The organism is Candidatus Krumholzibacteriota bacterium (genome assembly GCA_034520215.1).
GTDB lineage: Bacteria > Krumholzibacteriota > Krumholzibacteriia > Krumholzibacteriales > WJIX01 > JAGHBT01.
In genome coordinates this window covers 1,179,624-1,205,592 of the sequence record JAXHNR010000001.1, presented here as the reverse complement: position 1 = coordinate 1,205,592, position 25,969 = coordinate 1,179,624, and the positions used below count along the sequence as shown (strand labels likewise).

The 25,969-nt window shown below is 43.2% G+C and carries 24 protein-coding genes and 1 pseudogene; 13 read left to right on the top strand and 12 right to left on the bottom strand.

The window, feature by feature from the left end; all coding sequences use genetic code 11:
• The first annotated feature begins 4 nt into the window (after positions 1-4).
• The 3 genes from tagD to U5O15_05220 all read left to right on the top strand — a co-directional run bounded on the left by tagD (position 5) and on the right by U5O15_05220 (position 2,247).
• A complete protein-coding gene (tagD, locus tag U5O15_05230) occupies positions 5-394 on the top strand; it encodes a glycerol-3-phosphate cytidylyltransferase (protein MDZ7860055.1) in 390 nt (129 codons plus the stop codon).
• A gap of 184 nt (positions 395-578) precedes the next feature.
• Positions 579-1,676, top strand: coding sequence for a CDP-glycerol glycerophosphotransferase family protein (locus U5O15_05225; protein MDZ7860054.1), 1,098 nt, complete (start codon positions 579-581; stop codon positions 1,674-1,676).
• A gap of 127 nt (positions 1,677-1,803) precedes the next feature.
• Positions 1,804-2,247, top strand: a complete 444-nt coding sequence (locus U5O15_05220) for a hypothetical protein (GenBank protein ID MDZ7860053.1) — start codon at positions 1,804-1,806, stop codon at positions 2,245-2,247.
• Positions 2,248-2,314: 67 nt separating this feature from the next.
• Here the strand turns inward: U5O15_05220 and U5O15_05215 are convergent, their stop codons facing one another.
• Genes U5O15_05215 through U5O15_05205 form a run of 3 tightly spaced genes read right to left on the bottom strand, consistent with a single transcriptional unit; the run spans position 2,315 to position 7,971 of the window.
• Positions 2,315-3,601, bottom strand: a complete 1,287-nt coding sequence (locus tag U5O15_05215) for a TolC family protein (GenBank protein MDZ7860052.1) — start codon at positions 3,599-3,601, stop codon at positions 2,315-2,317.
• On the bottom strand, positions 3,598-6,774 hold the full coding sequence (locus U5O15_05210) for an efflux RND transporter permease subunit (GenBank protein MDZ7860051.1): 3,177 nt from the start codon (positions 6,772-6,774) through the stop codon (positions 3,598-3,600). Before U5O15_05210 ends, U5O15_05215 begins: the two co-directional genes overlap by 4 nt.
• A gap of 21 nt (positions 6,775-6,795) precedes the next feature.
• Entirely contained in the window at positions 6,796-7,971 is a 1,176-nt protein-coding gene (locus tag U5O15_05205) for an efflux RND transporter periplasmic adaptor subunit (protein ID MDZ7860050.1), read from the bottom strand.
• Between the two features lie 479 nt (positions 7,972-8,450).
• On the opposite strand from U5O15_05205, the gene U5O15_05200 reads away from it, so the two are divergent.
• From U5O15_05200 to U5O15_05190, 3 genes are all read left to right on the top strand, one after another.
• Entirely contained in the window at positions 8,451-9,341 is an 891-nt protein-coding gene (locus tag U5O15_05200) for a PLP-dependent cysteine synthase family protein (protein ID MDZ7860049.1), read from the top strand.
• Between the two features lie 228 nt (positions 9,342-9,569).
• The gene (locus U5O15_05195) at positions 9,570-9,938 is read left to right on the top strand and encodes a hypothetical protein (protein ID MDZ7860048.1); all 369 of its coding nucleotides are present in this window, start codon (positions 9,570-9,572) and stop codon (positions 9,936-9,938) included.
• Between the two features lie 127 nt (positions 9,939-10,065).
• Positions 10,066-10,410 carry a cupin domain-containing protein gene (locus tag U5O15_05190; GenBank protein ID MDZ7860047.1) on the top strand — a complete coding sequence of 115 codons (345 nt, stop codon included), beginning with the start codon at positions 10,066-10,068 and terminating at the stop codon, positions 10,408-10,410.
• Positions 10,411-10,746: 336 nt separating this feature from the next.
• Here the strand turns inward: U5O15_05190 and U5O15_05185 are convergent, their stop codons facing one another.
• The 6 genes and pseudogenes from U5O15_05185 to U5O15_05160 form a co-directional block, all read right to left on the bottom strand.
• Entirely contained in the window at positions 10,747-10,890 is a 144-nt protein-coding gene (locus U5O15_05185; protein ID MDZ7860046.1) for a hypothetical protein, read from the bottom strand.
• Positions 10,887-11,825 (bottom strand): SufD family Fe-S cluster assembly protein, encoded by a 939-nt coding sequence (locus U5O15_05180; protein MDZ7860045.1) that lies wholly within the window; start codon positions 11,823-11,825, stop codon positions 10,887-10,889. Before U5O15_05180 ends, U5O15_05185 begins: the two co-directional genes overlap by 4 nt.
• Positions 11,822-12,574 carry an ABC transporter ATP-binding protein gene (locus tag U5O15_05175; GenBank protein ID MDZ7860044.1) on the bottom strand — a complete coding sequence of 251 codons (753 nt, stop codon included), beginning with the start codon at positions 12,572-12,574 and terminating at the stop codon, positions 11,822-11,824. The genes U5O15_05180 and U5O15_05175 overlap by 4 nt, the downstream gene beginning before the upstream one ends.
• A gap of 27 nt (positions 12,575-12,601) precedes the next feature.
• Entirely contained in the window at positions 12,602-13,462 is an 861-nt protein-coding gene (locus tag U5O15_05170) for a thiamine pyrophosphate-dependent enzyme (protein MDZ7860043.1), read from the bottom strand.
• Complete coding sequence (locus U5O15_05165) at positions 13,462-15,195, bottom strand: 2-oxoacid:acceptor oxidoreductase subunit alpha (protein ID MDZ7860042.1); 1,734 nt, start codon at positions 15,193-15,195, stop codon at positions 13,462-13,464. Before U5O15_05165 ends, U5O15_05170 begins: the two co-directional genes overlap by 1 nt.
• Before the next feature lie 30 nt (positions 15,196-15,225).
• Positions 15,226-15,405: pseudogene (locus U5O15_05160) on the bottom strand (rubrerythrin).
• A 324-nt stretch (positions 15,406-15,729) separates the two neighbouring features.
• Between U5O15_05160 and U5O15_05155 the strand changes: the two are divergent.
• A complete protein-coding gene (locus U5O15_05155) occupies positions 15,730-16,680 on the top strand; it encodes a DUF523 and DUF1722 domain-containing protein (GenBank protein ID MDZ7860041.1) in 951 nt (316 codons plus the stop codon).
• Between the two features lie 114 nt (positions 16,681-16,794).
• On the opposite strand, the gene U5O15_05150 is transcribed toward U5O15_05155, so the two are convergent.
• Entirely contained in the window at positions 16,795-17,097 is a 303-nt protein-coding gene (locus tag U5O15_05150; protein ID MDZ7860040.1) for a T9SS type A sorting domain-containing protein, read from the bottom strand.
• A 400-nt stretch (positions 17,098-17,497) separates the two neighbouring features.
• On the opposite strand from U5O15_05150, the gene U5O15_05145 reads away from it, so the two are divergent.
• Together U5O15_05145 and U5O15_05140 are read left to right on the top strand one after the other, a co-directional pair.
• The gene (locus tag U5O15_05145) at positions 17,498-18,838 is read left to right on the top strand and encodes a deoxyribodipyrimidine photo-lyase (protein ID MDZ7860039.1); all 1,341 of its coding nucleotides are present in this window, start codon (positions 17,498-17,500) and stop codon (positions 18,836-18,838) included.
• A 26-nt stretch (positions 18,839-18,864) separates the two neighbouring features.
• On the top strand, positions 18,865-19,836 hold the full coding sequence (locus U5O15_05140; GenBank protein ID MDZ7860038.1) for a DUF523 and DUF1722 domain-containing protein: 972 nt from the start codon (positions 18,865-18,867) through the stop codon (positions 19,834-19,836).
• 727 nt (positions 19,837-20,563) lie between these two features.
• Here the strand turns inward: U5O15_05140 and U5O15_05135 are convergent.
• Positions 20,564-20,782, bottom strand: coding sequence for a DUF378 domain-containing protein (locus tag U5O15_05135; GenBank protein MDZ7860037.1), 219 nt, complete (start codon positions 20,780-20,782; stop codon positions 20,564-20,566).
• 96 nt (positions 20,783-20,878) lie between these two features.
• The gene (locus tag U5O15_05130) at positions 20,879-21,769 is read right to left on the bottom strand and encodes a DMT family transporter (protein MDZ7860036.1); all 891 of its coding nucleotides are present in this window, start codon (positions 21,767-21,769) and stop codon (positions 20,879-20,881) included.
• A 336-nt stretch (positions 21,770-22,105) separates the two neighbouring features.
• On the opposite strand from U5O15_05130, the gene U5O15_05125 reads away from it, so the two are divergent.
• From U5O15_05125 to U5O15_05110, 4 genes are all read left to right on the top strand, one after another.
• On the top strand, positions 22,106-23,833 hold the full coding sequence (locus tag U5O15_05125) for a tetratricopeptide repeat protein (protein ID MDZ7860035.1): 1,728 nt from the start codon (positions 22,106-22,108) through the stop codon (positions 23,831-23,833).
• A gap of 64 nt (positions 23,834-23,897) precedes the next feature.
• On the top strand, positions 23,898-24,554 hold the full coding sequence (locus tag U5O15_05120) for a hypothetical protein (GenBank protein MDZ7860034.1): 657 nt from the start codon (positions 23,898-23,900) through the stop codon (positions 24,552-24,554).
• An 81-nt stretch (positions 24,555-24,635) separates the two neighbouring features.
• Positions 24,636-25,274: a sigma-70 family RNA polymerase sigma factor gene (locus tag U5O15_05115; protein ID MDZ7860033.1), complete on the top strand. Its 639-nt coding sequence runs from the start codon at positions 24,636-24,638 to the stop codon at positions 25,272-25,274.
• 2 nt (positions 25,275-25,276) lie between these two features.
• Entirely contained in the window at positions 25,277-25,948 is a 672-nt protein-coding gene (locus U5O15_05110; protein MDZ7860032.1) for a zf-HC2 domain-containing protein, read from the top strand.
• Positions 25,949-25,969: the final 21 nt, after the last annotated feature.

Here is a 25,969-nt window from a genome sequence, read left to right as displayed (position 1 = left end):
ACAGATGAAAACTGTTATAACATACGGAACTTTCGATCTTTTCCACTATGGGCATTTGAGAATTCTAAGAAGGGCAAGAGAATTGGGCGACTATTTGATTGTTGCAGTCTCTACCGATCAGTTTAACCTGATTAAAGGGAAAGAATGCGTATATCCATATGAGCACAGATCTAAAATTGTTGAAGCCATCAGATATGTTGACAAAGTCATACCGGAAGAAAACTGGGAGCAGAAGGTTGATGATATAAAGAAGAATAAAGTGGATATATTCGCGATAGGTGATGATTGGGAAGGGAAATTTGATTATTTGCGGAAGTACTGTGAGGTTAGATATCTTGAAAGGACCGGCGGTATTTCGACTACGAGCATTAGAGATGGGTTAAGAGATCGGTAGCCTCAGGGGAATGACAACTTTATAAGGGCGGGAATCAAATTCAGTAAAGGTCTAAATGCCTGGCTATATTTCAATATACTATGTAGTTATACTTAATACTTAAAGTATTTTATAATGCGTGACTCAGGAGACGATCCACCGCAAAACATACAAACTATTCTGTTTAAACCGAGGGGGTAAGGTGATGATAAAGGTATTATTCGATCTGAAAAAGGAATATTACTTTAATTCACTTTATCCCTTGTACAGAGAGCTGGAGAAGGATCCGAACTATGATCTCTATATACGAATAGGGAAGGATCAGAAAAGATTTTTGTGGATTTTCCTCTTAAGTGAGAAAAAACGAATAGCTTCCCGGCTTGAAAGGGAAGGTTACAAGTTGACGGATGAAACAGATGGATTTGATTTAGTTGTCTGCGGCGACGCCCTAAAGAAGCCCGAAAGATACGGCGAAAGTGTCAAAGTACATCTGGATCACGGTGTTGGAATAAAAACACTGCGCATACGAAATATTGTAAAACAGAAAAACTATAGATATCATGTCTTTCTGGAAGGTCGGTACTGGTATGACTACATTAAGAGTCTTGGTTGGGAGGAAAAGGCCGATTTCTACATAACGGGTATTCCAAAGCTTGATCCCTTCTTCCGGGAAGGGTATTATGACAAGGAAAGTATAAAACGACTTACGGGGTTGGATATTGATAAAAAGGTTGTTCTGTACGCCCCGTCTTATAAACCAAGTTGTATAAAATATATAAGGGACAGTATTACCGATCTCATACCGGAATATAATCTTATTGTAAAACTGCATCCTTACAGCTGGGGAGGTAAATACGCGCCTCATTCCCAGCACAGATTCTATGAAAAGCTCTCGCGGGATAATTCTTCTGTATTCCTGATTGGGAAAGAAGATTACGACATTTATCCCTACATCTTCATATCAGATACATTAATCAGTGATACTTCCAGTGTTATCAATGAATTTCTTGCACTGGGCCGCCATGGAGTTATTTATGAACTTCCCTTTGACAAGTTAAAGCATAGTGACGGGATGCCGGTGCTGTCTATTGATCCTAAAGACTGGCTGGCTGGTGCTTTCCCCCATATGAAAAGTCCTGAAGATCTTCTTCCCTGCGTGAAAGAGGCGTTGAATCCGACTGACCAGATGAAGGTTAAGCTTAAGGAATACAGAAACTACTTTTTTACCGGGCTTGACGGCAGATCAAGTGAGCGGGTTAAGAAAAAGATCGATGAAATAATGAGCCGCGCAGGTTGCAGGTAATAAATAAAAAGGCACGGGCAGCTGAAAATTTCTTTACAAAGATATGTAATTCGAGGATGATTGTTCAGGGTAGTGCGTCATTTATGTAATATCTAATATCTATTGGACTTGGCAGAAGGGGCTCATAATGAAAGACGCAACAGATAAAAAACGGAATCGAGTAGTTGCCCATTTTACGGACGGCAGGTTATTGAAAGGGCACACACATGACTTTACGCCTGTTAAAGATATGTTTCACCTAGTATCTGAGTTAGATGCCGATCTCGGGAAAACTTATGAGATTAAGACCGCCGATCTGAAAGCCCTCTTTTTTGTAAAGATACTTGACGGGAGGAAAGAATACGCTGAAAAGAAGTCGTTCAGCAAGGTTGACAGTTCTAACCTGAGGGGTTTATCAATCATGGTAGAATTCCACGACGGCGAGATACTAAGGGGAAAGAGCCTCGGGTACAATAAAAAGAAAAAGGGGTTTTTCATTGTCCCGGTTGATCCTGTAAGTAACAATGAACGGATTTTTGTTGTAGCCGAAGCTGTGCGTGAGGTTAAGCTGGGAAGCGCCGCTGAAAAATAATCTTAATGTGAACTTTTCGCTGATTAAAATCATAGCTTAGGGATTTTCGGCTTCCTCTAAAGTAGGATTAGATCTCATTTACCAGGTTTCCGGTGATTCTGAAGAGTTCGATCTCGTCTAGCTTTGCCTGGTAGGTAGCGGAGATAACACTTGTTTTAGCTCTCGTGAGATTTAGCTGTGCTTCTCTGAATTGTGTCGATGTAACCTGCCCCAGATCGTATAGTTTGCTTGTGTGCTGAAAATTGATGCGGGCTGATTCGAGATTATTTTTCTCCAGATCCAGAATGGCCCTGCTGTTGCTGTAGGATTTGTAAGCGTTTATAAGTTCTCTATCCATATCGAGACGCGCCTGCTCCTCCAGCATCTTGCGGCTCCTAACTTCTAAGGCCGCGTTCTTAGAATCTATCCGACGCTGGAATCCATTGAATATATTAAAACTCAACGTAGCATATACACCCCAGTTTGAAGTTGGGTCGTTAAAATCCAGGTTCAGGCCTTCGTTGCTGTATTCCTCCCAGCCGTAAGAGGTAGATAGGTCGAGTCTGGGCATAAAGGCGGATCTTGTAACTTTCTGGCCAAAAGCTGCCCGCTTCACCGACTCTGAGGCAATCTGGTAAGAGCTGTTCTGTTTTAGAGCTTTTTCCCTTAACTGACTTAGAGGTTCGAGATTGGCGAATTTCACGTTGGAATCCACTTTATATTTACTGCCTAAATTCCTGTTCAGTAAGCTGTTGAGGTTTCGAGTTGCTTCTTCCCAAGCGAATTCAGAACGGACAACCGTAACGGTGTCAGTATTGTAATTAACCTTTGCGTTTAGGACATCGACAGATCCACCCTGACCGAAATCGCTTCTGCTTTTAACTCTTTCCAGTCTTTCTCTGGAAATATCAAGAAGTTCCCTTGAAACAAGCAGGGTTTCAAAGGCCTCTGCGGCCCCGTAATATGCTTTACTTACATGGATAATAATATTTTCTATCCGCTCACGGGCGTTAAGTTCTCCAAGTCTTTCTTCCGATTTAAGGCGCTTGTAACGGTAGATATTACCAAGGCCGTTAAAAAGAGTGTAGGTGGCACCCAGGCGGGCGCTTGTAGAAGAGGTTTCTGTTTCAATTCCGGAAGGCGGATCGGTTCTATTGTAATTCGCGGAACCCGTAAAGTCCAATTTGGGAAAAAGACCCGCGTTACCGGCATGGGCGTTATTTGAGGCAATTTCGGCGTCATTACGCGCGGCAGCTATCCGCGGATTACGTTCAATGGCGATATATACTGCTTCTTCAAAGGTCAGTACGGCCTCTGAGGCGGCAGTTTGCGAGAAGAAAAGTGCAAGAAATAGAATAGATATAAGGTGTTTCATTTTTCGCATCCTTTTTCATTTGAATGACCGTCATTGTTTTGCCTGCGGAGGAATTCCTCTTCCCTTACGGCAGTTTCAACAAATCTGCCGTTTACTTCTTTTCCGCTAATTGTCTTATAGAGTTTAATCTTGATATCGTTAAAGGTTTTAAGCATGGACGGGAGCATTATCAGGGTTAGAACGGTTCCGAAAAGTAGGCCGTAGGCAACTGAGATAGCCATAGGAGATAGAAACTGTGCCTGGTGGCTCTGTTCAAAGACAAGAGGAGCCAATCCCGCTATAGTAGTGAGAGAAGTCAGCACAACGGGCCGGAAACGCGATATTGCTGCTTCAAATAGGGAGTCATCGAAACTGCGGCCCGCTTTTAATTTCCGGTTAACCGTACTTACAAGTACAAGTGAATCGTTTACCACTATTCCCATAAGTGCTATAGCGCCGAACATAGAGAGTATGCTGACGATATAGCCCTGAATGTAATGCCCCCATAGCACACCGACAATACTGAAGGGAATAAGCAGAAATACTATTACCGCCTGTCCGAATGAATGAAAAGTAACGGCTATTAAAAGGAACATCATTATCAGAATTGCAGGAACGACCCGGGATATCGCGTCCATTGTTTTCTTATTCTCGTAGCTTTCCCCTTCGAAGCTGTAGCGAACCTCGGGATATCTTTCTTTAACTTCCGGCATTACGTTTTCTTTAATATCGGCTAGCAGAGTTGGCACGGAAGCTTTAGTGCTGGTTACATCGGACATGACATTTATGACTCTCTGCCCGTCCGTATGATTTATCGACATTACTCCTCTTTCTATCGAGAAGTCGGCGATTTCGCCGAGGGGGTATGACTGCCCGCCCGGAGCACGGATCCTCATATTCTCGAGGTCGGACATTGAAGAGCGGTCATCACGGCTGTAACGAACCCATATCTTTACCTCATCTATTCCCCTGAGTATGCGCTGGGCCTCACCACCGAAGAATCCACTACGAACCTGGCTTACGACTTCAGATGTTGTAAGTCCGAGAGCGAATGCCTTTTCTTTTAGTTTGACTTTGACTTCCCGCAATCCGGGGGGGTCGTCGTCTGTAACATCCTTAAGCTGCGGCATCTTCTTAAGTTCTTCCTTTAACATCTCGGTCGCGCCCCGGAGCTGCTCGAAGTTATTGCTTTTAAGGGCAACCATTACAGGCATTCCCCAGCGCCTGCTCATGCCGAAGCTGAGTTTCTCTGAGCCTTTGATCTTACCAATTTTCTCTCTGAATTCGTTTGCGGCTCTGAGATTTGTCCAATTCCGCTCTTCGCTGCTTTCAAGGATAGCGTAAACACGGCCCTGGTGCGTACCCGATCCTACTCTCCTGTATACAGACCTTACGAGATTTTCTCCCCTGTGTGACTTTTTGTATTTTTCATCTGTTTCCCATACACCTTTTTCTATGTAGCCCGTTAAACTGTCTGTAACAGCAGCGGGTGTTCCCGCGGGCATCTCCAGGTTTATAGAGACCGAGCGACCCTCTATATACGGAAAGAAGGTCGTCTTTAGAATCCCTCCGCGAATAGCTCCGATCGTTATTATGAATATTGCCAGTACCGTCGCGATTGAGATATAGGGGGATTTAATAGAAGACCGGAGAACGGGCATGTATATCTTATCTCGTACCCAGCCGAGCATCCTGGTTGACTCGCGTTCGAGGCGGCTTTTTTCCCTTACGCACAGAGCTCTCGAATGCGCGATATGAGCAGGTAGAATAAAAGCAGCTTCGATTAGTGAGAGAAGAAGTGTCGCTATAACGACGAAGGCCAGATCACGGCTGTGATCGCCCATTCCGCCCTCGAGAAAAAAGAAAGTCATAAATATCACAACGGTAGTAAGAACAGAAGCGATAACAGAGGGAAGCACTTCAACGGTTCCAATAAGCGCGGCTTGGACGGGTTTTTTGCCTCGTTCGTGGTGCTGATAAATATTTTCAGCTATAACTATTCCGTCGTCAACGAGAATTCCGAGTATGAGTATCATAGCCATAAGAGACATTACGTTGATCGTAAGTCCGTAGAAGGGGGCGATCATAAGCATTCCGGCGAAAGAAATAGGAATACCGAGCGCTACCCAGAAAGAGATATTCGGATTAAGAGAGAGTGACAGCAGAAGGACTACAAGTACAATACCTATTAAACCGTTTCCAAGAAGGAGATTAATGCGTTCATTTATGATCTCGGACCCGTCACGAAGGACGAGGGCCTGAACGTCACTGTGAGTGCTGTTGAATTTCTCAGCGTATTCCTTGACTCTGTCGGCTATGAAAAAGAGATCTTCCTTGTTTGTATTGTCGACGGAAACCCTGACGGCGGTTTTTCCATTGTAATAAATTCTGTTCGGATTTTCAGACCATCTGTCACTTACAGTGGCAACATCGCCAATACGGACCACGGCGCCCTCATCGCTTGCTTTAAGCACGTGATTCGCGAGTTCCTCAGCGTGATATCCCTTGACGTCGGCGCGGATGAGAAGTTCTTCCTTTTCGCCCTTTATCTTTCCTCCCGTTGATTTGATATTGGCGTTCCTTACGGCACTTAGTATCTCACTGAATGTGAGTCCGTACGCGCGAAGTTCCTCTTCACTAACGGCTATTTCTATCTCTTCGGCGGGAAATCCCGAGAGTGATATCTTAGAAATACCTTCTATCGAAAGCAGGTCCCTTTCAATCTGGCGTCCGTGCCATTTCAATGTTTTTAAATCCACATCTCCGATTATCATAAGATCAATAGCGAAGTTGAAAGGTTCTCTACGGTAGATAGATATCCTGTCCATCCCCAGGGGAAAAGAACTGATCTGATTTACAGCGTCCTTAACATCCTGAAGTACTATATTGGTGTCATAATCGGTCAATACTCTAATGTATATCGAGCAGAAATTTTCACCTGAGACCGAAGTTGTACGTTCTATACCGGATATACCTTTGAGATTGTCCTCTATCTTGGTAACTATCCCTTCCTCCATTTCCTCAGGCGAAGCTCCCGGATAGCTCGCGTTGATGATAATAGTTCTGCTGGGTTGGGGAGGAAAGAAAGTGGTATTCAGACTCGAAAATCCGACGTAACCGAAAAGAAGGATAGCAACGATAATGACATTGCCGAGTATCGGATATTGTATAAATGGGCGTATAATATTTTTCACTTCTTATCGCTCCTTCTCTTATTATTCCCTTTTTGACGGCCTGTCTTTTGAAACTTCATTATTCTTGCTGTTTTCGGTCTCCGGTTTCTCGGATATATCAACAACTTTCATACCAACACGCGCCTTGCCGGGGGGCTGAGTTACAACGCGGGTTCCATCTGGAAGTCCCCGGACGATGACCTGTTCTTCTTCCGCGGCTACGACTTCCACTTTGGTTTTCTGCAGGGTAGAATCGCTGTAGACCCATACCATGTCTCTACCGGCAAGTGATTTGCCCGGAACGACAGTAACATCTCTGAGGAGTTTACTCTCGATAGAAGCTGTCATATAGAGTCCGTCGCGGAGACGACTGTCACTTGCCCTTATATAAACCGCTACGGTCTGAGTATTCTTGTCAATAACATTATTTATACGGCTGATAGTTCCCTTGAATTTCCCCCGCAGACCGTAGGAGGTAAGCTCCGCGGGCAGGCCTGCGGCTATAAGATCGATTTGGCCTGGATCGGCAGCTCCGCGCATTTCATACTTCTCGGTGCTTATAAATTCCCCGAGCTTCTGCCCCTGCCTTACGAGTGTTCCGGGATTTATCGCAGAAGAGGTAACAACTCCGTCATAAGGTGCGGTTATACTGTATTTTGCCAGTGTAAATTCCATACTCTTGATCGTATAGAATAGGTTAAAGATATTATGTGAAGCGATGTAGTAACGTTCCTTTTCGCTTGAAGGTTCGGGAAGAGGGGGAAGGGGTTTATGCAGATCAAAATCTTTAAGATATGATCTCCACCTGCCGGTGCTCTCGGGGAAATCGATCGATAAATCGGGAAGAAGAGTGGTCAACTGATTCAGTAGAGTGCTTTTCTGAGCGAGCAGATTGTTCCTGTAGACGCTGTCGTCAATTTGAATCATCGTTTCACCCTCTTTAAAACTGTTCCCGGGTTTAAAACGTTTACCTGTGGGCTTTAGAATGCCGCTTACTTCCGCGTAGACATCTATGCGGTCTAAAGCGGTAAGAGGGCCGCTAATTGTTACGGTAGTTCTTATGTCACTGCTTCGGGAAGAGACAGTGCTGACACGTTCTGCAGCCGCTGGTTTAGATCTGCGGCTTACAGGGTCACGCTGGTTACTAAGCATGACGCTTATGATAATGCCGGCTGCTATGATAACAGCCGTTATTATCAATGATCTGCGTTTATTCATATTTCCTCTTTCATTCTTTTCACATGGAAAGTTAATTCTTATAAATATATGAATATAAGTTATAATTTATCGTACAAATAACCAAACAATAAGTTGCATTGGTTTTAATATTTTTTAGATATTTTATAAAGGGACACAGTCAGCGACCTGGATCTCTTTATTGATTTAACGGGACGGGCTGTTTTCTTATAAACCAAGTTATAAAAGGTGTAATCCGCGTTAGTGGATCTAAAAAACATAATTGAAAACAAGGCGGTAATGCTCTATATTATTTGAAATATTTGCATTTTTATGGTATAATAAATGCTGTTAATAAAGTAGGAGAAAGATATGAAAAAAGTCATCATATATGTAAACTGTTGTTGTAATCCCGATAAATATCCGGGATACGTCTATTGATGACTTTTTTAAAATAAAGGTATTGACGAAAAGCTCCCGGAATTTTCCGGGAGCTTTTTTTATTGTGGGAGGTAATTACGATGATATACGAAAATATTCTATTGAAGATCGGAAATACACCAACGGTGAGATTAAGGGGTTTCGAGAACGGGCAGGGAGCGGAGATTTACGCCAAGCTGGAGGGTGAGAATCCAACAGGTTCGATCAAAGACCGGGTGGCTCTTAATATGATAGAAATGGCTGAGCGGAGAGGTGACCTGAAACCTGGCATGACTATTCTCGAGGCGACCAGCGGCAATATGGGGATATCTCTGGCCATGGTGGGAGCTCGAAGGGGATATCCTGTACATATAGTCATGTCTGAACGGATGAGCAGTGAAAGAGGTTTTCTGGTAAAATCTTACGGAGCCCGGCTGGAGTTGACCGGGGGTGACTCAGGCACTATGGGCGCACTGGAGAGGGCCAGGGAACTGGTCGAAGGGGACCCGGGGAGGTATTGGCTGTCCGATCAGTTCAACAACACAGACAATACAGAAGCACACTACCGCGGTACAGCTGCAGAACTTTTGAGGGATTTGAAAGATATAGGTGCCGTCGTTGCCGGAGTCGGAACCGGGGGAACTTTAATGGGAATTGCAAGGAGGTTCAGAGAGTATTCGCCGGAAACCAGAGTATTCGCCGTTATACCCCCCGGCGGTTATCGGATACAGGGTCTGCAGAATCCTGAGGAGGATTTCAGCGGAGAGGTTTTCCGACCCGATATAGTGGATGACCGGATATACGTGTCCAGAAGAGATGCCTTTCTTACCGCTAGAAGACTGGCAAGGGAAGACGGTATTTTTGCGGGAATGAGTTCGGGGGCTGCGGTTTGCGCGGCTGAGAAAGTGGCGGATATAACAGGGGTTGGGAAAATTGCGGTTATTATACCCGACAGGGGGGATAAGTACCTTAGTACAGGACTTTTCGAGTAGAGTGAGCAGGGGAGTCTTATCGACCACCGCAGTGTTGGTAATTAAGGAGATAATACTTATTGGTTCTAATTTCATTGACAGCTTCAGTCTTCTATTGTCATAATTGGTAAGAGATTTTTTATGTCCATTAAGTTTATAAGTGTTTAACCTAACTGCTCGATTAAGCGGACGGGTATTGCCCGTGCGCTTATCGGGAAACAGCCCTGCATAAGATAGAAGAGGCATATTATGAGATTTGCGATATACACTATGTTGGCGATTGCGTTTCTATGTGGAAGTAGCTGCACTAAGAAGGAGATTCAACCCCAAGTTATAAGGCTGACAATTGAAGGAGATGATTCGGCAAAGTCAGCGATAGAGAAAATGATAAAGGATAATCCGAAAATTTATATATTAGAGAGCGAAACGAGTGATTCTCATTCAGCATCTGAATATTCACTTCAGATTGTGGAGCCTGACTCGAGTATGAACTATAGTATCCTTAGTGTAGAGCCTGATCCGAACGGCGACTACAGCATCATGATTTATGATCCCAAAACACTGGATGCCATTCTAAAGGAAATCAAAAACTTAAACGAGAAGGTAAAGGATAAGTAAATGCGGGATTATAGCTTGCAGCTGACGGTCTTGGTCGTTACAGCGCCTGCAGAATGTTTGCTGCTTTAGTCTCGGGCCGAAGCTGAAAGTGAGTATTATTCTGCAAAAAATGAGATAGGAGAAGGAGATGATCACGAGAAGACTGAATAAAATTGATATTATGGACAACGCTCACAATGTTGATGCTCGAAACCTCTACAACACTGCTGACGCAATGATTACCGTTATTACGCTAAAGCCGGGACAATCACTCAAGCGTCACATCACGCCCGTGGACGTTGCGTTCTACGTGCTGAATGGAAAGGGTATCGTCGATATAGGCGAAGAGAAGCAAGAGGTCGTAGCCGACACCTTGGTGGAGAGTCCCAAGGATATAATGCACTGTTGGTACAATGAGAGTTCAGAGCCGCTTCGCTTCATGGTGGTGAAGGCACCACGGCCGACAAAGAAAACGGTGTTTGTCGAAGACTGAAAAAAAGCTCCACAGAACAAGCCGGATAAAGGCTACAGCTTGTATTTGAGTCTGATCGGCAACCGAATGTGTAAAAGCTTCGCGGTGTTGTGACGAGGTTGGAGAATTGTTATTGAATTAAGAACATTGAAGCGGACTTCAGCCACGCATTGTGTCCTGATTGTATAAAAAAACTCTATCCTGATTTGGATGAAAACTCTTAGTAACCAGGCCGACCCGGGCTGGCAATCCCGCCGCACCCGGTTTCCGGCCGGTTATTCTAACCGTTAGCTTTGGTTGTTTATTGAAGGTTTTCACTCCAAGGTCTGCATGAATATATTTCGCCAAACCTCTTATTCATCTCTTTGGGTATTGATTGTAATGCACTATCTGTTCAATCGGTTTCCGGCCGGGCCTTTCATGCTCATCTTTCCTTTGTTTTTCTGAAAGTTCAGGCCGGATCGTATTGTCCTGTTTCACACCACTCTCTTTATTTCTCATCGTAATAATCCCTGAATGATCATATCTGTTGCTCTATCTTCTGTAAGGCCACGCGCCATAAGGGTTTGTAACTGTTTTGAATCTACACTGCCAAGTGATGCTTCATGAGTGATATGAGCTTTGGGATGATTTACTTTCACAATCGGTATCGCGCTGACAATCCCGTCATCCTGAACGATCTCCTTACAATCAACATGTCCTCGCGCAAACGGAGCTGATGCGGTGAGTTCACTATACACTTCTGCTTGTGCCTTATCACGAACTGCGACACGAGAAAGAAGTACACCATGTGAGTGTTCACCATTCAAATGGCCTGCTTCTCTGATCTTAACCACATCATCATGGGTAGCATTCACCCGCATATTCATCTCGAATTTGCCTTCCGCCGCGCAATCAGTTTCATAATCAATGTCGATCAGACCAACGCGGCCCTTCAATAGTTCAAAATCTGTTATATACCGGGCATTATTTCCAACATGAATTTTTGCTTTAGGAATAACTTGAATACCACCTTGATTGCTATGAATGTGTCGTTCATTATATTTGTAGGTGGCATTCTTTTTAAGGGTTATTTCAGCATCCATGATATGTTTAACATCAACGGCATTCGGAAAAGTACAATGAGCAAGCACATTGATCGATGCATCTTTTTCAATGACCGCATTCATTACAATCCGTTGTATTCCTTTTTTCGGCATCATGCCAAAACACATCTGCACGGGTTCTTTTATCTTTATGCCGGCTTTTACCCGTAAATCTATTTTCACTCCATTTTCTATTTTTTTTGTTTCTATCTGCAGTCCATCCACTGCGTGCATACCAACGACTTTATCATGATGAATTAATAAATGAGCGATATCCTTTTGTTTGAATATATCACTTTCAATACCGGCACTTCCGGTGATTTCAGAGGCAAGATTCTCTTTTGAACTCATATTATCCGCTCCCGAATACTATCGTCATCAGGTTCATTTTTATGGTCACAAGGGATACAATTATTTTCAAAATAAGGGATGATTTTGTCCGCAGTGTTTTTTTCAATGATTCGGCCGTCACACATTAAAAACGCATGATCAGCTTGCCTCATGACCGCGAGACTATGAGTTATTAACAATACTGTTGTGCCTTGTTTTTTTAGAATATTAATTGCATCAGCCATTCGTTCAAGCGTGGCCACATCAATTCCTGAATCAGGTTCATCAAGCATAATAAAAGGCGGGTTCATCGCAATAATTGAGGCGAGTTCAATCTTTTTACGTTCACCGCCGCTTAACGTTTCATCTACTGCTCTGGCAAGATACTCAGCTGGTTCCAATCCAACTTTTTGCAACGCATCATTAATCATTTTTTCTTTATCATCTTCTTTATCATTTGAAATTCCCGCTCCAACGAAATCAGATACACTAATTCCTTCGAATCGTGCGGGTTCCTGCCAGCCAAACGTGATACCAAGACGAGCACGCTTATCAATAGATAAGTCGTTGATATGTTCCTCATTGAAATAGATCTCACCCGTGACATTTCGATATCCTTCAAGACCCATAATCGCGGAAGCAAGCGTTGATTTGCCTGCACCATTGGTGCCGACTAATGCGTGAATATGACCTCTCCACACATCCAGGTTCACATCACGTAAAATCTGTTTTCCATTGATCTTTAAATTCAAGTTTATTACTTCAAGCATTCCCATATATTTGTGTTCCTTCTTCCTTTATAAATAGTATGATTCGATGATTTCTTTGATGATTTCAGGTTGATACGCCCGTTTGAGAAGTGGTGTTGAATCATGTCTATAAATGGGATGAGAACGTTCAAAAGATTCATTTTTCTCATGCTGATAAAACACACCTAATAGTAAGGGGTCGGCTTGCAATGCGAGATGAAATGCTTGTTCTCTATCTGAAGTATCATGGTCTGAAAGATATTTTGTGTGTTTCTTGAACCATTCATAAGTGTTGACTTTGTTAAAAGAAACACATGGTTGAAAGATATCAACCAGTGCATATCCTGGGTGTTTGATTGCTTGAGATAGAATATCAGCGGTTTGATCATGATCCTTTGCGTATGCACGAGCAACAAATGATGCATTTAATGAAAGGGCAACCGCGAGTGGATTTAATGGTTCTAAGATAACTCCATGAATTTGAATAGGTGTAGTGAAACCTTTTTGACTTGTTGGTGAAGCTTGTCCTTTTGTCAGGCCATACACCATATTATTGTGCACAAGATGAGTGATATCCGGATTCCGGCGGATAGTATGGATGAAATGATTTCCTCCTTCGCCATACATGTCTCCATCACCGCCTTCTGCAATCACAGTCAACGAAGGGTTCACCGCTTTGATGGCAGTCGCAGGAGGTAATGCTCTTCCATGTAATCCGTTAAAATAGTGCGTTTTGAAATATTGTGGAATTTTTGCTGCTTGCCCAATCCCAGAAACCATAACTAATTCTTGAGGATCAATCGCTAAAGATTCTAATACTTTTTTTATAATACGAAGGATGCTGAAGTTTCCACAACCCGGACACCAGGCAATGTCAATATCCTTTTTAAGATCAAAAGGTGAGCTCATCAGTTTCCCTCCGCAGCTTCAATGGTTTCTGGAATTCTATCAACTAAGGTTTCTACAGAAAAGGGATGACCAGTGTACTGCAGAATATGAGCGTCCACCGATACCCCGGTTTCCTTTTCAAGGAGATCACTGAATTGAGCAGTTGCGTTATTTTCAATGGTAATGATGGTTTTTGCGTTCTCTAAATATGATTTCGTTTTGGGATGAAGTGGAAACACCTGGGAGAAATGCAGAAATGAGACGCGGTTATCAGCAATCAGGTTTCGCGATTCTTCAATTACCTGCAATGTTGACCCCCATCCAATCAGTAAAATGTTATACTCACTGGAGCCAAAGAGAGTTGGTTCAATACTCTGTTGCCTCAGCGCGTGTATTTTCCGTAATCGTTTTTCAACCATCTGTTTTCTGACTTCAGCGCATTCAGTGATCCTGCCATCAGTGTCATGTTCATCACTATCCACGTGAATAAAACCAGATCCATATCCTGGTATACCACGGGGTGAAACCCCTGACTCATTATCATCGTACCGGAGGTAATCTGTAGAGGTTTTCACAATATGATGATTTGGTTTTTTGTCAAGATCTTTGAATGCAGAGGTTTGATACTTTGAATCTACAAAATATTGATCGCTGAGAATGATAGCTGGAATTTGAAAGGCGTCTGCAATATCAAACGCTTTTTTTGTGGTCATGAATCCGTCTTGCAGTGAACCAGGTGCAAAAATCACTCGAGGAAATTCACCGTGACCGGAATATAACGCTAAATGCAGATCACCTTGCTCGGTTCGGGTTGGAAGACCGGTAGCTGGACCGGGTCGTTGTGCAAGATGAATCACGAGAGGAGTCTCAGTCATTGCCGCGAGACTGAGACCTTCCGCCATCAATGCGAAGCCGCCCCCAGAAGTTGATACAAGTGCTCGTCCGCCGGCAAACCAAGCGCCGAGAGCCATATTGACTGCCGCGATCTCATCCTCAGCTTGTTCAACAAAAACGTTTGCTTTATCCCCTACAGAAGAAAGAAAGGTTAACACTCCTGTTGAAGGTGACATTGGATATGATGAGATAAAATTACAACCTCCAGCGAGAGCACCAAGACCAATTGCTTGGGTTCCATTAAGAAGGAGTGCTGAGCTATCATCATTCTTTTTCTTGTGTTTTTTATTTATTTTTTCAGAGATTGAAGATGATTCTGAAAGGGTTTGAGCAAATGCGATTCCCTTTTCTATTGCGGATTTGTTTCCAGAGATAATCTGTTTTGATTTTTCTTTAAAAAAGGAAGTAATATGATCATGAATAAGATCTTTGGAAATATGAAAAAGAGAAGCAAGAAGGCCTACTGCAATCGTATTTGCGAACACTTTATTTCCTATTTCTTTTGCAGCATTAAGAAAATCAAAACTAAAGACATGAGGATGAGAAATTGTTTTTACCTGCGTTTTATCCCCTATGATAATAGTATCATCGGTCATTCGATATGAGATATGGTCAAATGCTTTGTTATCTAAGACAACGAGGATATCAATGCGATCGACGTAAGCGGCCACTGGTAGTGTTGAAACTCGTATCTCGGTGGAATTACTGCCCCCACGAACTCGTGACATGTATTCTTTTGTTGAAAACACATAATATCCTGCGTGATGCAAGAGGGTTACCAGTAATCGTTCCACGGTTTGAATTCCCTGTCCCGCTTCACCGGTAATTACAATTGAAATATCCTGTTTCTTAGAAACCATTATGATTTATCCTCCAAAGAGTATGTATCAGGCGATATCCTTCAGTACTTCTCTAGCGAGTTTATTATCGGTCGATTCGGCAAGCTGCATATAGAGTTGAATGGCTTCATATTCAGCTGAAATCATGAAACGTATCGCTCTTATCAGCTCTGCGCCTGTGAGTTTCTGATCATTAGCAAGACCGGAAAAAGGATGGCCGAATTCTGGCATTAGTTTCCTCCTTTTTAATCCCTGAAGATACTTGATATACTAAAGGTAATGACAAATTAGGTCAAGTCCGTAATGATATGTCATCCTGAATCCGGGTATTGAAAGATTATCAACCGATGTGTACGCATAGTTTAATCAATTACCATAGGGTCAGAGATCTTCAATCCGAATAATGTAAATCTTATTACGAAACTCTTTTCCAATTTTAATCACAGAAGATTTTCTTTTTGTTTTCTGCTTGAAAATCTCTTGCTGAATAATTAGACTCTAAACCCGAATGGGGAGGATAAATATTCCAGACAACACCAGATTTGGAACCGGAAAATGGCAGATAAAATAAAACTTGGAATCAGCACATGTCTTCTTGGTGAGAAAGTCCGGTACGATGGTGGCCATAAACTGGATCGTTATCTTGTCAATGTGGTCGGGCCGTTTGTGGAATGGGTGCCGATCTGCCCTGAAGTAGAGTCTGGTCTACCGATACCGCGTGAATCGATGCATCTGGTGCAAACCGATAACGGTTTGCGGCTGATGACAGGTAAAACCAAAATTGACCACACCGAACGTATGATAACGTGGGCGGAGAAACGCCTCGATCTTCTGGAAAAGGAAGAGATTTGCGGCTTTGTTTTCAAAACTAAATCGCCGAGTTCCGGCATGCGCGATATTAAAATTTATAGTGAAGCCGGCATGCCGTTGAGCAAAGGTAAGGGTATGTTTGCCTCACGTTTGATGGAACGGTTTCCCTATCTGCCGGTAGAAGATGAAGGACGCCTTAACGATGCGGGGTTGCGGGAAAACTTCATTGAACGCGTTTTCGTCTATTTTCGCTGGCTGCAATTTCTTGCCAATGGCTCGACACGTAAAGGATTGGTTGATTTTCACACTGACCACAAATATCTCATTATGGCGCACAGCGAGTCCAATCTCCGTGCTATGGGTAAACTCGTCGCAGACCCGCATGCCAAAGAAAAAAAGGAACTACTCGACGAGTATTTTATCAATTTGATGGAAGGCCTTAAACTCAATGCAACGGTCAAAAAGAATACCAATGTCTTGCAGCACATAATGGGCTATTTTAAAAATCAACTGTCCTCTGAGGAAAAACAGGAATTGCTCGATGTGATTGAGAAATACCACAATCGGCTCATACCGCTGATCGTTCCGGTTACATTAATAAAACATTACACTAAAAAATACAGGGAGCCCTATCTATCCCGGCAGCACTACCTCAATCCGCACCCGGTTGAGTTAATGCTGCGTAATCACGTCTGAATTTGCAATATATTAGCAATTGCTTCTAACCAAATATAATAAAAGCCCGGTTGCTGGCACCTGAAGATACCTGCAACCGGGTTTGAAAATGTAATAAAGATCCTCGTTATACGATCATCTCATCAGGATCATCTTTCCGGTTTTCTTAAAATCGTTCACCTTGAACTGATAGAAGTATACTCCGGAAGCTACACCACGGCCATTATCTGACTTTCCGTTCCAGACTTCGCTGTATACGCCGGGCTTGCGGAATTTATCGGCGAGATTTCTAATCAGTCTTCCCTCCACGTCGTATATTCTTATACTCATCCTTCCCGATACCGGCATTTCGTAGCGTATAGTGCAAACCGGATTGAACGGATTCGGGTAGCTCTGGTAAACATGGTATTTATGGGGAGCAACCTCTTTATCTGAAATATCTGTGACTTCATCCTGAGTAACCCGAAGACCCCAGGCGTCTAGAGTGAAATCTGCCGATTCGGGAGCTATTCCGTATGGATCGAAGTTGTTTACTTTCAGAGATCAATAAAATACTCGATTAATTTAAAACTTGAAAAACTCTGTATAAATAATTTCTTGAAAGAGGCGAGGATCTGTAGAATAATCCATTGGAGGATAACAGAAATATCGTTTAAAAGAATGTCGTTGATAAGAGAATGAGGCAGGTTCGGAATATATTCGACAAAGACTTCCTCTTCTGCCGGGCCGAAGAACTGTTGAGAGGATCGGCTCTATGAGAATGTGAATATGCAGGCGACTATAGAATAGGCGTTATATTTTCATTGAGATAGCGGCAAAGCACAGCGGAAAGAGGAATATGAGTTTGAGAATTAATAAAAAGCGCATAAACAAATTAAACGATATCCCGGTAAGCGGCGGAGCCGTTATATACTGGATGAGCAGGGACCAGCGAGTAAGGGATAACTGGGCCCTTCTGTATGCTCAATCCCTTGCGGGTTCGAACCCGCTTATAGTATTTTTCAATCTTGTTCCCGACTTCGGCGGCGCGACCATACGTCATTATACTTTCATGCTGGAGGGATTAAAGAAGGTCCAGGCCGAGCTTAAAAAGAAGAATATACCCCTTTATGCTATCAGCGGTAAACCGGAAGAGAATATACCAAAATTTATTGCTGAGCGGGGTTGTGGTGTGTTAGTCACCGATTTTGACCCGCTCAAGATCAAGAGAGAGTGGAAAGAACAGGTAAAACGCCGGATTAAGACTGCTTTTCACGAAGTGGATAGTCATAACATAGTGCCGGCTTATGTGGCTTCAGATAAGAGGGAGTACGCTGCATATACCATAAGGCCGAGGATCAAAAGAAAACTGGAGGAGTTCTTTACAGAGTTTCCGAAAGTCCGAAAACGATCGAAAATAAAAATGCCCGTGATTGAATGGGATGAACTCTATGAATCTCTTGATGTTGATAGGTCCGTATCAGTGGTCCAGTGGATTCGGCCAGGTTCTGAGGAGGCGGAAAAGGTTCTAGGCGATTTTATAAGTAACAGAATTGAAAGATATTCCAAGGAAAGCAACAATCCTATTCTGAATGCCGTTTCCAATATGTCGCCCTATCTTCATTTTGGTCAGATATCCGCTCAGAGGATTGCACTCAGGATAAGGGAGGCTCCAATATCGAAAGAAGCTAAGGAGAGTTACTTCGAACAGCTGATCGTACGAAGAGAGCTATCCGATAATTTCTGCCTGTATGATAACAATTACGATTCTGTTGAGTGTTTCCCGGAGTGGGCCGCAGAATCTTTAAGCAGTCACAGAAGTGACCGCAGGGAATATATCTATTCCAAGGAGCAGTTTGAGAATGGGCAAACCGATGATAATCTCTGGAACGCCGCGCAGAGAGAGATGTTAACGAGGGGAAAGATGCACGGTTATATGAGGATGTACTGGGCCAAGAAGATCCTTGAATGGACCGCTGAGCCGGAAGAGGCTTTTGATATTGCTATTTATCTCAATAACAGGTATGAGCTTGATGGAAGAGACCCGAACGGGTATGCAGGTGTTGCGTGGGCTATAGGAGGGGTTCACGACCGAGCGTGGAAAGAGAGGAAAATATTCGGCAAGGTGCGCTATATGAGTTACGAGGGCTGCAGAAGAAAATTTGATGTGGAAGAATATATAAGAAGATTCGGCGATTAACGTTAATTTGAGAAAAGAGGATGGAAATGTTTGCTGATTTTCCCAGGCCTTCAGTGGTAGTGAGTAAATGCCTCGGTTTCAAAAAATGCAGATATAACGGCCAGACAATACCTGACCGGTTCGTAGAAAGACTCGGTGATTATGTCGATTATATCACCGTCTGCCCCGAGGAGGAGATAGACCTGGGTACTCCCAGGGATCCGGTCAGGATAGGAAGGAGGGGGGATGAGATAAGAATGGTTCAGCCAGCAAGCGGAGCTGATTATACCGATAAGATGCTGAATTTCGTCAGTACCTTCCTGGATGGAGTAGAAAGCGCGGACGGCTTTCTGATGAAGAACCGTTCTCCCTCCTGCGGTATAAACGATGTAAAAATATATCAGAACCTGGACAAACCGACCGGAGCACAGAGAGGTAAGGGGCTATTCGGCGGGAGCATTGCCGATTATTTTCCCGAAGCTGCGATCGAGGATGAGGGAAGGCTCAGGAATTTCAGTATACGTGAGCATTTCCTGACAAAACTCTTTGCCAATACCAGATTCAGAAAGATCAGTAATGGAGTGAGGATGAAGGATCTGGTTGATTTTCACAGTTCTCATAAGTATCTCTTTATGGCCTATAATGAGACGGCCATGCGTGAGTGCGGAAAAATCGTGGCCAATTATGAACACTTTCCAGCGGAGGAAGTATTCCGCCTCTACCGGGAGAAGATGCGGGATATTTTCGTCGAAAGGGCAAAGTATACCTCCATAATCAACACCCTCTACCATATATTCGGGGGAGTGTCGGACAATCTATCCGGCGAAGAGAAGAAGTTTTTCCTCGATTCAGCGGAACAGTACAGGGACGAGCGTATCCCGCTGAGCGCCATTCTTCAGCTTCTCAAATCGTACGTTATCAGGTTCGACAATGAATATCTGAAAAGACAGGTTTTTCTGAATCCCTATCCGGAAAAGCTTGTGGAAATATCTGATTCCGGAAAGGGCAGAAGCTATTAGGTCTGTTATCAGGGAAGGCCTTATCAGTTGTATATCCCGTTTCATGCCGGAGCTTCAATTATTCTGATCTTCCATTACCCACTCCTCTGTCCTCGAGCGCGCTTTCTATTAATTATAGTCACCAGTGTAATATGCTAAAAATAATATTTTCAGAGATTCACGATAATTCGATAAGATTACTAAAGAATCTGCTTGAAGCCGAAGATAGAATAACCTTGAATCAGCAGGATCACCGGCTTCGTAATCAATAGAAAAAGGAAGTTGGAGTTTCCCCAATTTTTAACATTCCTTTGTATATCCGGCTATTGGTATTTCAAAACCCTCTCGGAAGACGAGCGGGCATGGTTTTCCCATTTCCTTTAAGGAAATGGGAAAGAGCGGGCCCAAAGAGCGGGAGACGCTATTTCCTCGCAGGGGAAATAGACGGCGTTTTTGACAATACCAATAGCCGGATAGAAACTAAATGTCAATTACACTTATCATTATGGGTAATTACTTGATAGTTATGCCGTTACTAAAATATTGCCCTGATTTTTGGGGAATGTCCTGAAAAAGGAAGCTGCCCGGTATTTCCGAAGGGCCGGGGAGACCGGCCCCTGGAAAGATAATTATTTGAATAGCCCGGTTACCGCTTCCTTTATGATTTCCTGACCCCATATCCGCATTGCTGCATCTTTGTGCGGACAAAGAGGAAACAGGGTACAGTTTTTAAGTTCCTTCAGAGAGATTACTTTTTCTGAAGTTTTCCGAGAATAAAAATAGTGTAAATCGCTGAGAGTCCCACCAGGATGTAAATGATCTTTGACATTATCGATATATCAGCAGCTGTGTCGCCGAAGATGGCGGCAACCAGGTTGAAACCGGAAATGCCTACTAGAAACCAGTTCAATCCACCGATAATAACCAGGATCAGAGCAATCCAATCAAGAGTATTCAGTTTGTTCATGAAAATCACCCCCTTTTTGCTCTTTATATATCATGGAGGGTTTTATATCAAGGGAAAATTGATAAAAAATCAATTAATTTTCATAACATTTTAAATTTAAAGAAAGAATAACCAGCTTGCTCCCGCGATTGCCATACATGTCCAGAATACGGTTTTAGCCGTCACCCTTTCAGAGTAGAAGATACTTGACAGTGGAATCAACATCGCGGGCGAAGTGGCCATAAGGGTTGATGCTATTCCAAGCTTTGCGTATGAAATAGAAACAAGAGACAGCACAACTCCTATAACAGGGCCGAATACTGCGCCTCCGAAGATCCTCGGTGTAATTCCCTTCTGTCGGAGTTTCGCGAAATCAACGTGAAAATTCCCGCTAATCAGTAAATAGATAGATATAGCTGCCGTTGCGGCCGTAACCCTGATAAGATTCGCGGAAACAGGATTGATACCTTCCTGCAGACCCCTTTTTGAAAGCATCAGCCCGATGGCCTGACCCATAGCTCCGCCCAGTCCAAGCAGAATACCTTTGAGAAGATGCCTCGGATGAAAAGAGCTGTTGTCGCTTTTGTCTTTGGTTACAAAGGCGATTGACAAAACTGTCAGACTGATCGCCGTAAGCTGCCAGGGGCCAAGTTTTTCATTCAGAAACACCCAACCTAAGAATACGCTGAAGATCGGAACGGCTGTCATCATAAGCATTCCCATCCTGGGTCCTATCAGGACGTAGGATTCAAAAAGGAAGGAATCGCCTATAAAAAAACCTATGACCCCCGAAACAGAAAGAAATATAAACGTCTGAGACAGTAAACCGGGAAGAGGTTTTCTTATTATAATAAGATGCATTGCGCCGAGTAGAATCAGGGCGAACCATAATCTTAAGTGGTTTACAGACCTTGAACCTATCTTTTTCCCCGCGTCTGCAAAAAGTATCGAATTGATTGCCCAGCAGGCTGCAGTTAAAACCGCCGCGATTTCACCTATATATGTCATTCATTAAGCTCCATTTCTGATTATAAGAAAATACTAATAACTATTTGAAATTTCAACCGCAAACGACTCTGCGGAAAATCAAGGGCTTTTTTAATTCATTAGATTAAAATCAGGGGGGCGTTTTTATTATTTAATCAGGTCACAGCTGGAACATTCATTCTTGTAATTTGTAAATTATATATCTATTGCCTTCGGATCGAGAGAATAGACATTTGCTCTAACTTTGATTGTGAGGTATAATTAATAGCAGGTATAGTTGATTTTAAGGATGTGGGGTTAAAGTACAAGACACGCTGCGAAAGACCGATGCTCGTTAATAAAATAAAGGCAGGATTTATGAAAAGCAGAATTTTATTTTTTCTTTTAGTCATTTCAGTGACCTTTCAATTTCACCAAGCGGCATTTTCTCAGTCGCGTGATGACCTGAAAGCGCAAAACTATTACCTTAAAGGAACATTTCTCGAAGAATGGAATGAACTTGATTACGCTTACACATTCTATAAAGCGGCTGAGGAGAAGTGCCCCGAATCTATGTGGCTGAAGCTTGCCCTTACACGCGTGTCGCTGAATATAGGAAAATTTGATGAAGCAAAAGAATACGCGAAATTCTTACTCGGTAACGAAGAATACAACGTTGAAGCGTCTATCTATCTGTCTGAAGCAAATGTCAGGACGGGGGAGAAGCGAAAAGCGGCTGAAAATCTGGAAGCTATAGAAGAAGATTTGGACAAAAGGCGGAGAAAGAGCGTTCTGAACTTTCTCGCGAGAATATATTTTGATTTAGAGGATGAAAATAACATCCGTAAGACCCTAGAAAAGCTTAAAAAGACATTTCCGGATGACATCTTTGCTAACAACAGACTGGGACTGTTCTACGCGAAAGAAGGTAAAACAGAAAAGGCCTTAGAATCTTTCAGGATCGTTCTAAGCCAGGATCCCGCGTATCAAGATTTACCTCAACTTATGTCATCTCTTCTGATCAGTGAGGGTCGCAGGGAGGAGGCAAAGAGGGTTCTGGAAAAAGCATTTAATGCCAATCCCGCCGACAAAGAAGTAAGCGGGGAACTCTTCAGGATGATAAACGAAGACAAGGAATTTTCACGCGGAATCGATATTTTAAAGCCGCTATTTGATAGTGAAAAGCTTGGAGTCGGAGATCTTATCAGGTTGGGAAGGTTCTATTTTAATAAGGGCGAATTCGAGGAAGCACTCGTGGTATATAGGAAGTTAATGGATAAGGATTGTAACAAGACGGCGGTCTTTAGAATAATCGCGGATCTTGAGCTCAAGCTGAACAACTTTAGAAACGCCGCGGAGAGATTGGAAAAACTCGTGGAAATGGAACCGAATGATTTTTCAAGTTACAGGGGGCTATTGTTTTTGGCGCACGACCTTGCGGGCAGCCCGTCATCTCCACAGCAGGAGGTAATAATATCTTCTTCCGACAGCGCGCGTTACGTAAATAAAGCGAAAAAACTGGTCAACCGTGATTCAGCCGGACAGAACTATATTATGGGTATTATCTACAATGAAGCGGGTAAAAATGAGATCGCCTTGGATTATTTGCTCCGTGCTGAAAAACTTAAACCCGGGGATAGAGATATAACTCTTGAACTTGCTCAGGTATTTGAAGAAAAAGGGAGTTATGATAAGGCCCTTCATAGAGTTAAGAAGCTTTATAAGAAGAATCCCAAAGACCCGACACTGATGAATTACTACGGTTACCTTCTGGCTGTCAGCGGCAACAGACTCGATTTTGCCGAAGAACTCCTCGGCAAGGTTTTAAAGCATGATCCTGGAAACGGATATTATCTGGACAGCCTGGGCTGGATTAAGTTCAAGAAGGGGGAATACTCAGATGCCCTCAAGATCCTCTTGGACGCCGCAGACAGTATCGCTGATGATCCCACTATATGGGAACATATAGGAGATACCTATGTCAGGCTTGAAGCCATCGAGAAAGCTGAAAAAGCATATCGGAAGTCTGTCGAACTCAACCCCGGAAGACAGAAGGTCATGGAGAAACTGCATGCGATCAGCGCTGAAAAACTTAAAAAACAATAGATACAGAAAAAAAATTATCTTTTTTCTTTCCGTTATCTTGCCCCTTGGAGGCTGTGGAGCAGGAATGAAACCTGCTTCTCTTTCCACTCCGGATGATTATAACAGGCTGTTAATCCGGCCGGATCTCGGAGAAAAGTTTGTTGTAAGCGGTAGAGCCAGACTTGAATTTTCCCGCTACAGGTTCAGAGGTGTCTTCAGGATGCAGTATGAAAACCAGATTCTCAGAATAGATTTTGACCATTCAAGTATGTTTGGCGCCCTTAAAGAAGAAACTTCCGTATTTATAGGAAAAGAGGGCATCACTCTATTTGACCAGAAGAGAGGTCAGTATTACGACGAGGAAAGAACCGACAAGTTGATACGTGATGCCGTGGGGGGGAGTGTTGAACCGTCTGATATATTCCTGGCTCTTCTTCTTGATCTGCCCGCTTTCTCCGAAATCAATAATCTGAGGGCTTATACTGAAAGAGGAGGAGGGTGGAAGATAAGCGGTATACACCGTAAGCGGGAGGTTGAAATTTCAGGTAATAACAAGTCCGGTATCGAAGCTCTCAGTATAGGAGATGTTGATGGCATGTGGAAAGGCCTCGTTTTTTACAGCTATCCGGGCGGAGGGGATAACTTCCGCGGATACCCGGATGATATTGCGATAAGAACAGCCGATAACTTTTTAAGAGTCAATCTAGACGTTCAAAACGTTAAAAGTAGCGGCAGCCGGTAAATTTAATGAAAAAAGGGGAACTTTGAGCATTTTAAAGAGTATTATATTGTAGTAAGAGTATGCCTGTAAGAAGGAGTTACATTGATAATTGACAAGAGCAGAAAAGATAGCCGCAAGAAATCAGGCCAGAAAAGTGATGAGGAATTAATATTTTCTGTACAGGAGGGTAACAGTGAGGCTTTTGATCAACTTGTGACAAGATATAAGAACAGACTTTACGCTTACCTTCTCAGACTTACAGGAAATCCGGATGAAGCTGAGGAATTTGCCCAGGAAACATTCGTCAAGGCCTATATTAACGCGGATAAATACAAACCGATCGCGAAATTTTCAACGTGGCTCTATACTATCGGAACCAATCTTGTACGGAACAGAATAAGAAACAGAAAAAGAAGGCCTAAGGTATGGAGCCTCTGGAACCACAATCTTGACGATGGCGGGGGATGGATGGAAATAGAGGACAAATCCCAGGATTCAGAGCAAAATGCCGATAGAGAGAAACTCCAGGATTTTATTCAGCAGGCTATAGAGGAGATTCCGGGAAAATACAGAACCGCCTTTGTTCTAAGGGAGATTGAAAACTTGAGTTACGAGGAGATATCCGCCTCTACGGGAACTAAGCTGGGCACGGTTCGTTCCAGGATAAACAGAGGAAGAAAATATTTTAAAACAGCAGTGACGCCTTACTTGAAAGGTGATATCAGATTCAAGGAGAAATAGAGATGAGATGTTCAAAAGCAAGAGAATACTACTTCAAGAACAGAGATGATTTGCTTAATGAAGCTGAGAGAATGAAGCTTCAGGAGCATCTGGCGGAATGTTCCGCTTGCCTGCGTTTTGAGAAAGAGATGAACGCCGGTCTCGGATTATTAGACCAGCTTTCAGAGCCTGAGGCACCTGATAATTTCGAATGGAATGTAAGAAGGAAGATAGCCCGCAGAAAAGCCGACATAATGCGCAAACAAAGCAGATTTAATGAGAACAGCAGATGGAGCTTAAAGTTTTTCGCGGGAGCGGCGGCAATGATAGTTATTATGCTGTTAGGGGCCTGGTATTTCCTTGGAGACTGGCAGGAAGATCTCGGGGCGTCCTTACATGTAAGCGGCGCTAATGAAAATTACGGCATACCAAGTGTTTCAGCTGAAGATAATGGATCGGTTGGCTTATCGAATACCAGTTATCCGGAAGGTTTCAGAATGGTGTCGGACGATCCGTATGGTTCCGGATTAGATAATAATTATAACGGGCAGATGTCTCCGGAAATTCTCAGGCAGTCACGTCTGCGTTATTTGACTAAGGAAAATCTTCTTTTGAAAAGCAGGGTAATTAAACTAAAGAGAGAAAATGTGATGCTTAGGAATCTTCTTGAAAAATACTCAAAGAAGAACAATTGAGCGGCAAACGGCCCATTATGT

Excerpts from the sequence above, each read along its gene's own strand:
- U5O15_05225 (MDZ7860054.1), top strand. The coding sequence starts at position 579 with ATGATAAAGGTATTATTCGATCTGAAAAAGGAATATTACTTTAATTCA.
- U5O15_05175 (MDZ7860044.1), bottom strand. The coding sequence starts at position 12,574 with ATGCTTGAAGTAATAAACTTGAATTTAAAGATCAATGGAAAACAGATT.
- U5O15_05120 (MDZ7860034.1), top strand. The coding sequence starts at position 23,898 with ATGAAACCTGCTTCTCTTTCCACTCCGGATGATTATAACAGGCTGTTA.
- U5O15_05145 (MDZ7860039.1), top strand. The coding sequence starts at position 17,498 with ATGAGTTTGAGAATTAATAAAAAGCGCATAAACAAATTAAACGATATC.
- U5O15_05185 (MDZ7860046.1), bottom strand. The coding sequence starts at position 10,890 with ATGAGAAATAAAGAGAGTGGTGTGAAACAGGACAATACGATCCGGCCT.
- U5O15_05215 (MDZ7860052.1), bottom strand. The coding sequence starts at position 3,601 with ATGAAACACCTTATATCTATTCTATTTCTTGCACTTTTCTTCTCGCAA.
- U5O15_05110 (MDZ7860032.1), top strand. The coding sequence starts at position 25,277 with ATGAGATGTTCAAAAGCAAGAGAATACTACTTCAAGAACAGAGATGAT.
- U5O15_05220 (MDZ7860053.1), top strand. The coding sequence starts at position 1,804 with ATGAAAGACGCAACAGATAAAAAACGGAATCGAGTAGTTGCCCATTTT.
- U5O15_05125 (MDZ7860035.1), top strand. The coding sequence starts at position 22,106 with ATGAAAAGCAGAATTTTATTTTTTCTTTTAGTCATTTCAGTGACCTTT.
- U5O15_05200 (MDZ7860049.1), top strand. The coding sequence starts at position 8,451 with ATGATATACGAAAATATTCTATTGAAGATCGGAAATACACCAACGGTG.
- U5O15_05135 (MDZ7860037.1), bottom strand. The coding sequence starts at position 20,782 with ATGAACAAACTGAATACTCTTGATTGGATTGCTCTGATCCTGGTTATT.
- U5O15_05170 (MDZ7860043.1), bottom strand. The coding sequence starts at position 13,462 with ATGAGCTCACCTTTTGATCTTAAAAAGGATATTGACATTGCCTGGTGT.
- U5O15_05155 (MDZ7860041.1), top strand. The coding sequence starts at position 15,730 with ATGGCAGATAAAATAAAACTTGGAATCAGCACATGTCTTCTTGGTGAG.
- U5O15_05130 (MDZ7860036.1), bottom strand. The coding sequence starts at position 21,769 with ATGACATATATAGGTGAAATCGCGGCGGTTTTAACTGCAGCCTGCTGG.
- U5O15_05165 (MDZ7860042.1), bottom strand. The coding sequence starts at position 15,195 with ATGGTTTCTAAGAAACAGGATATTTCAATTGTAATTACCGGTGAAGCG.
- U5O15_05140 (MDZ7860038.1), top strand. The coding sequence starts at position 18,865 with ATGTTTGCTGATTTTCCCAGGCCTTCAGTGGTAGTGAGTAAATGCCTC.
- U5O15_05205 (MDZ7860050.1), bottom strand. The coding sequence starts at position 7,971 with ATGAATAAACGCAGATCATTGATAATAACGGCTGTTATCATAGCAGCC.
- U5O15_05180 (MDZ7860045.1), bottom strand. The coding sequence starts at position 11,825 with ATGAGTTCAAAAGAGAATCTTGCCTCTGAAATCACCGGAAGTGCCGGT.
- tagD (MDZ7860055.1), top strand. The coding sequence starts at position 5 with ATGAAAACTGTTATAACATACGGAACTTTCGATCTTTTCCACTATGGG.
- U5O15_05195 (MDZ7860048.1), top strand. The coding sequence starts at position 9,570 with ATGAGATTTGCGATATACACTATGTTGGCGATTGCGTTTCTATGTGGA.
- U5O15_05190 (MDZ7860047.1), top strand. The coding sequence starts at position 10,066 with ATGATCACGAGAAGACTGAATAAAATTGATATTATGGACAACGCTCAC.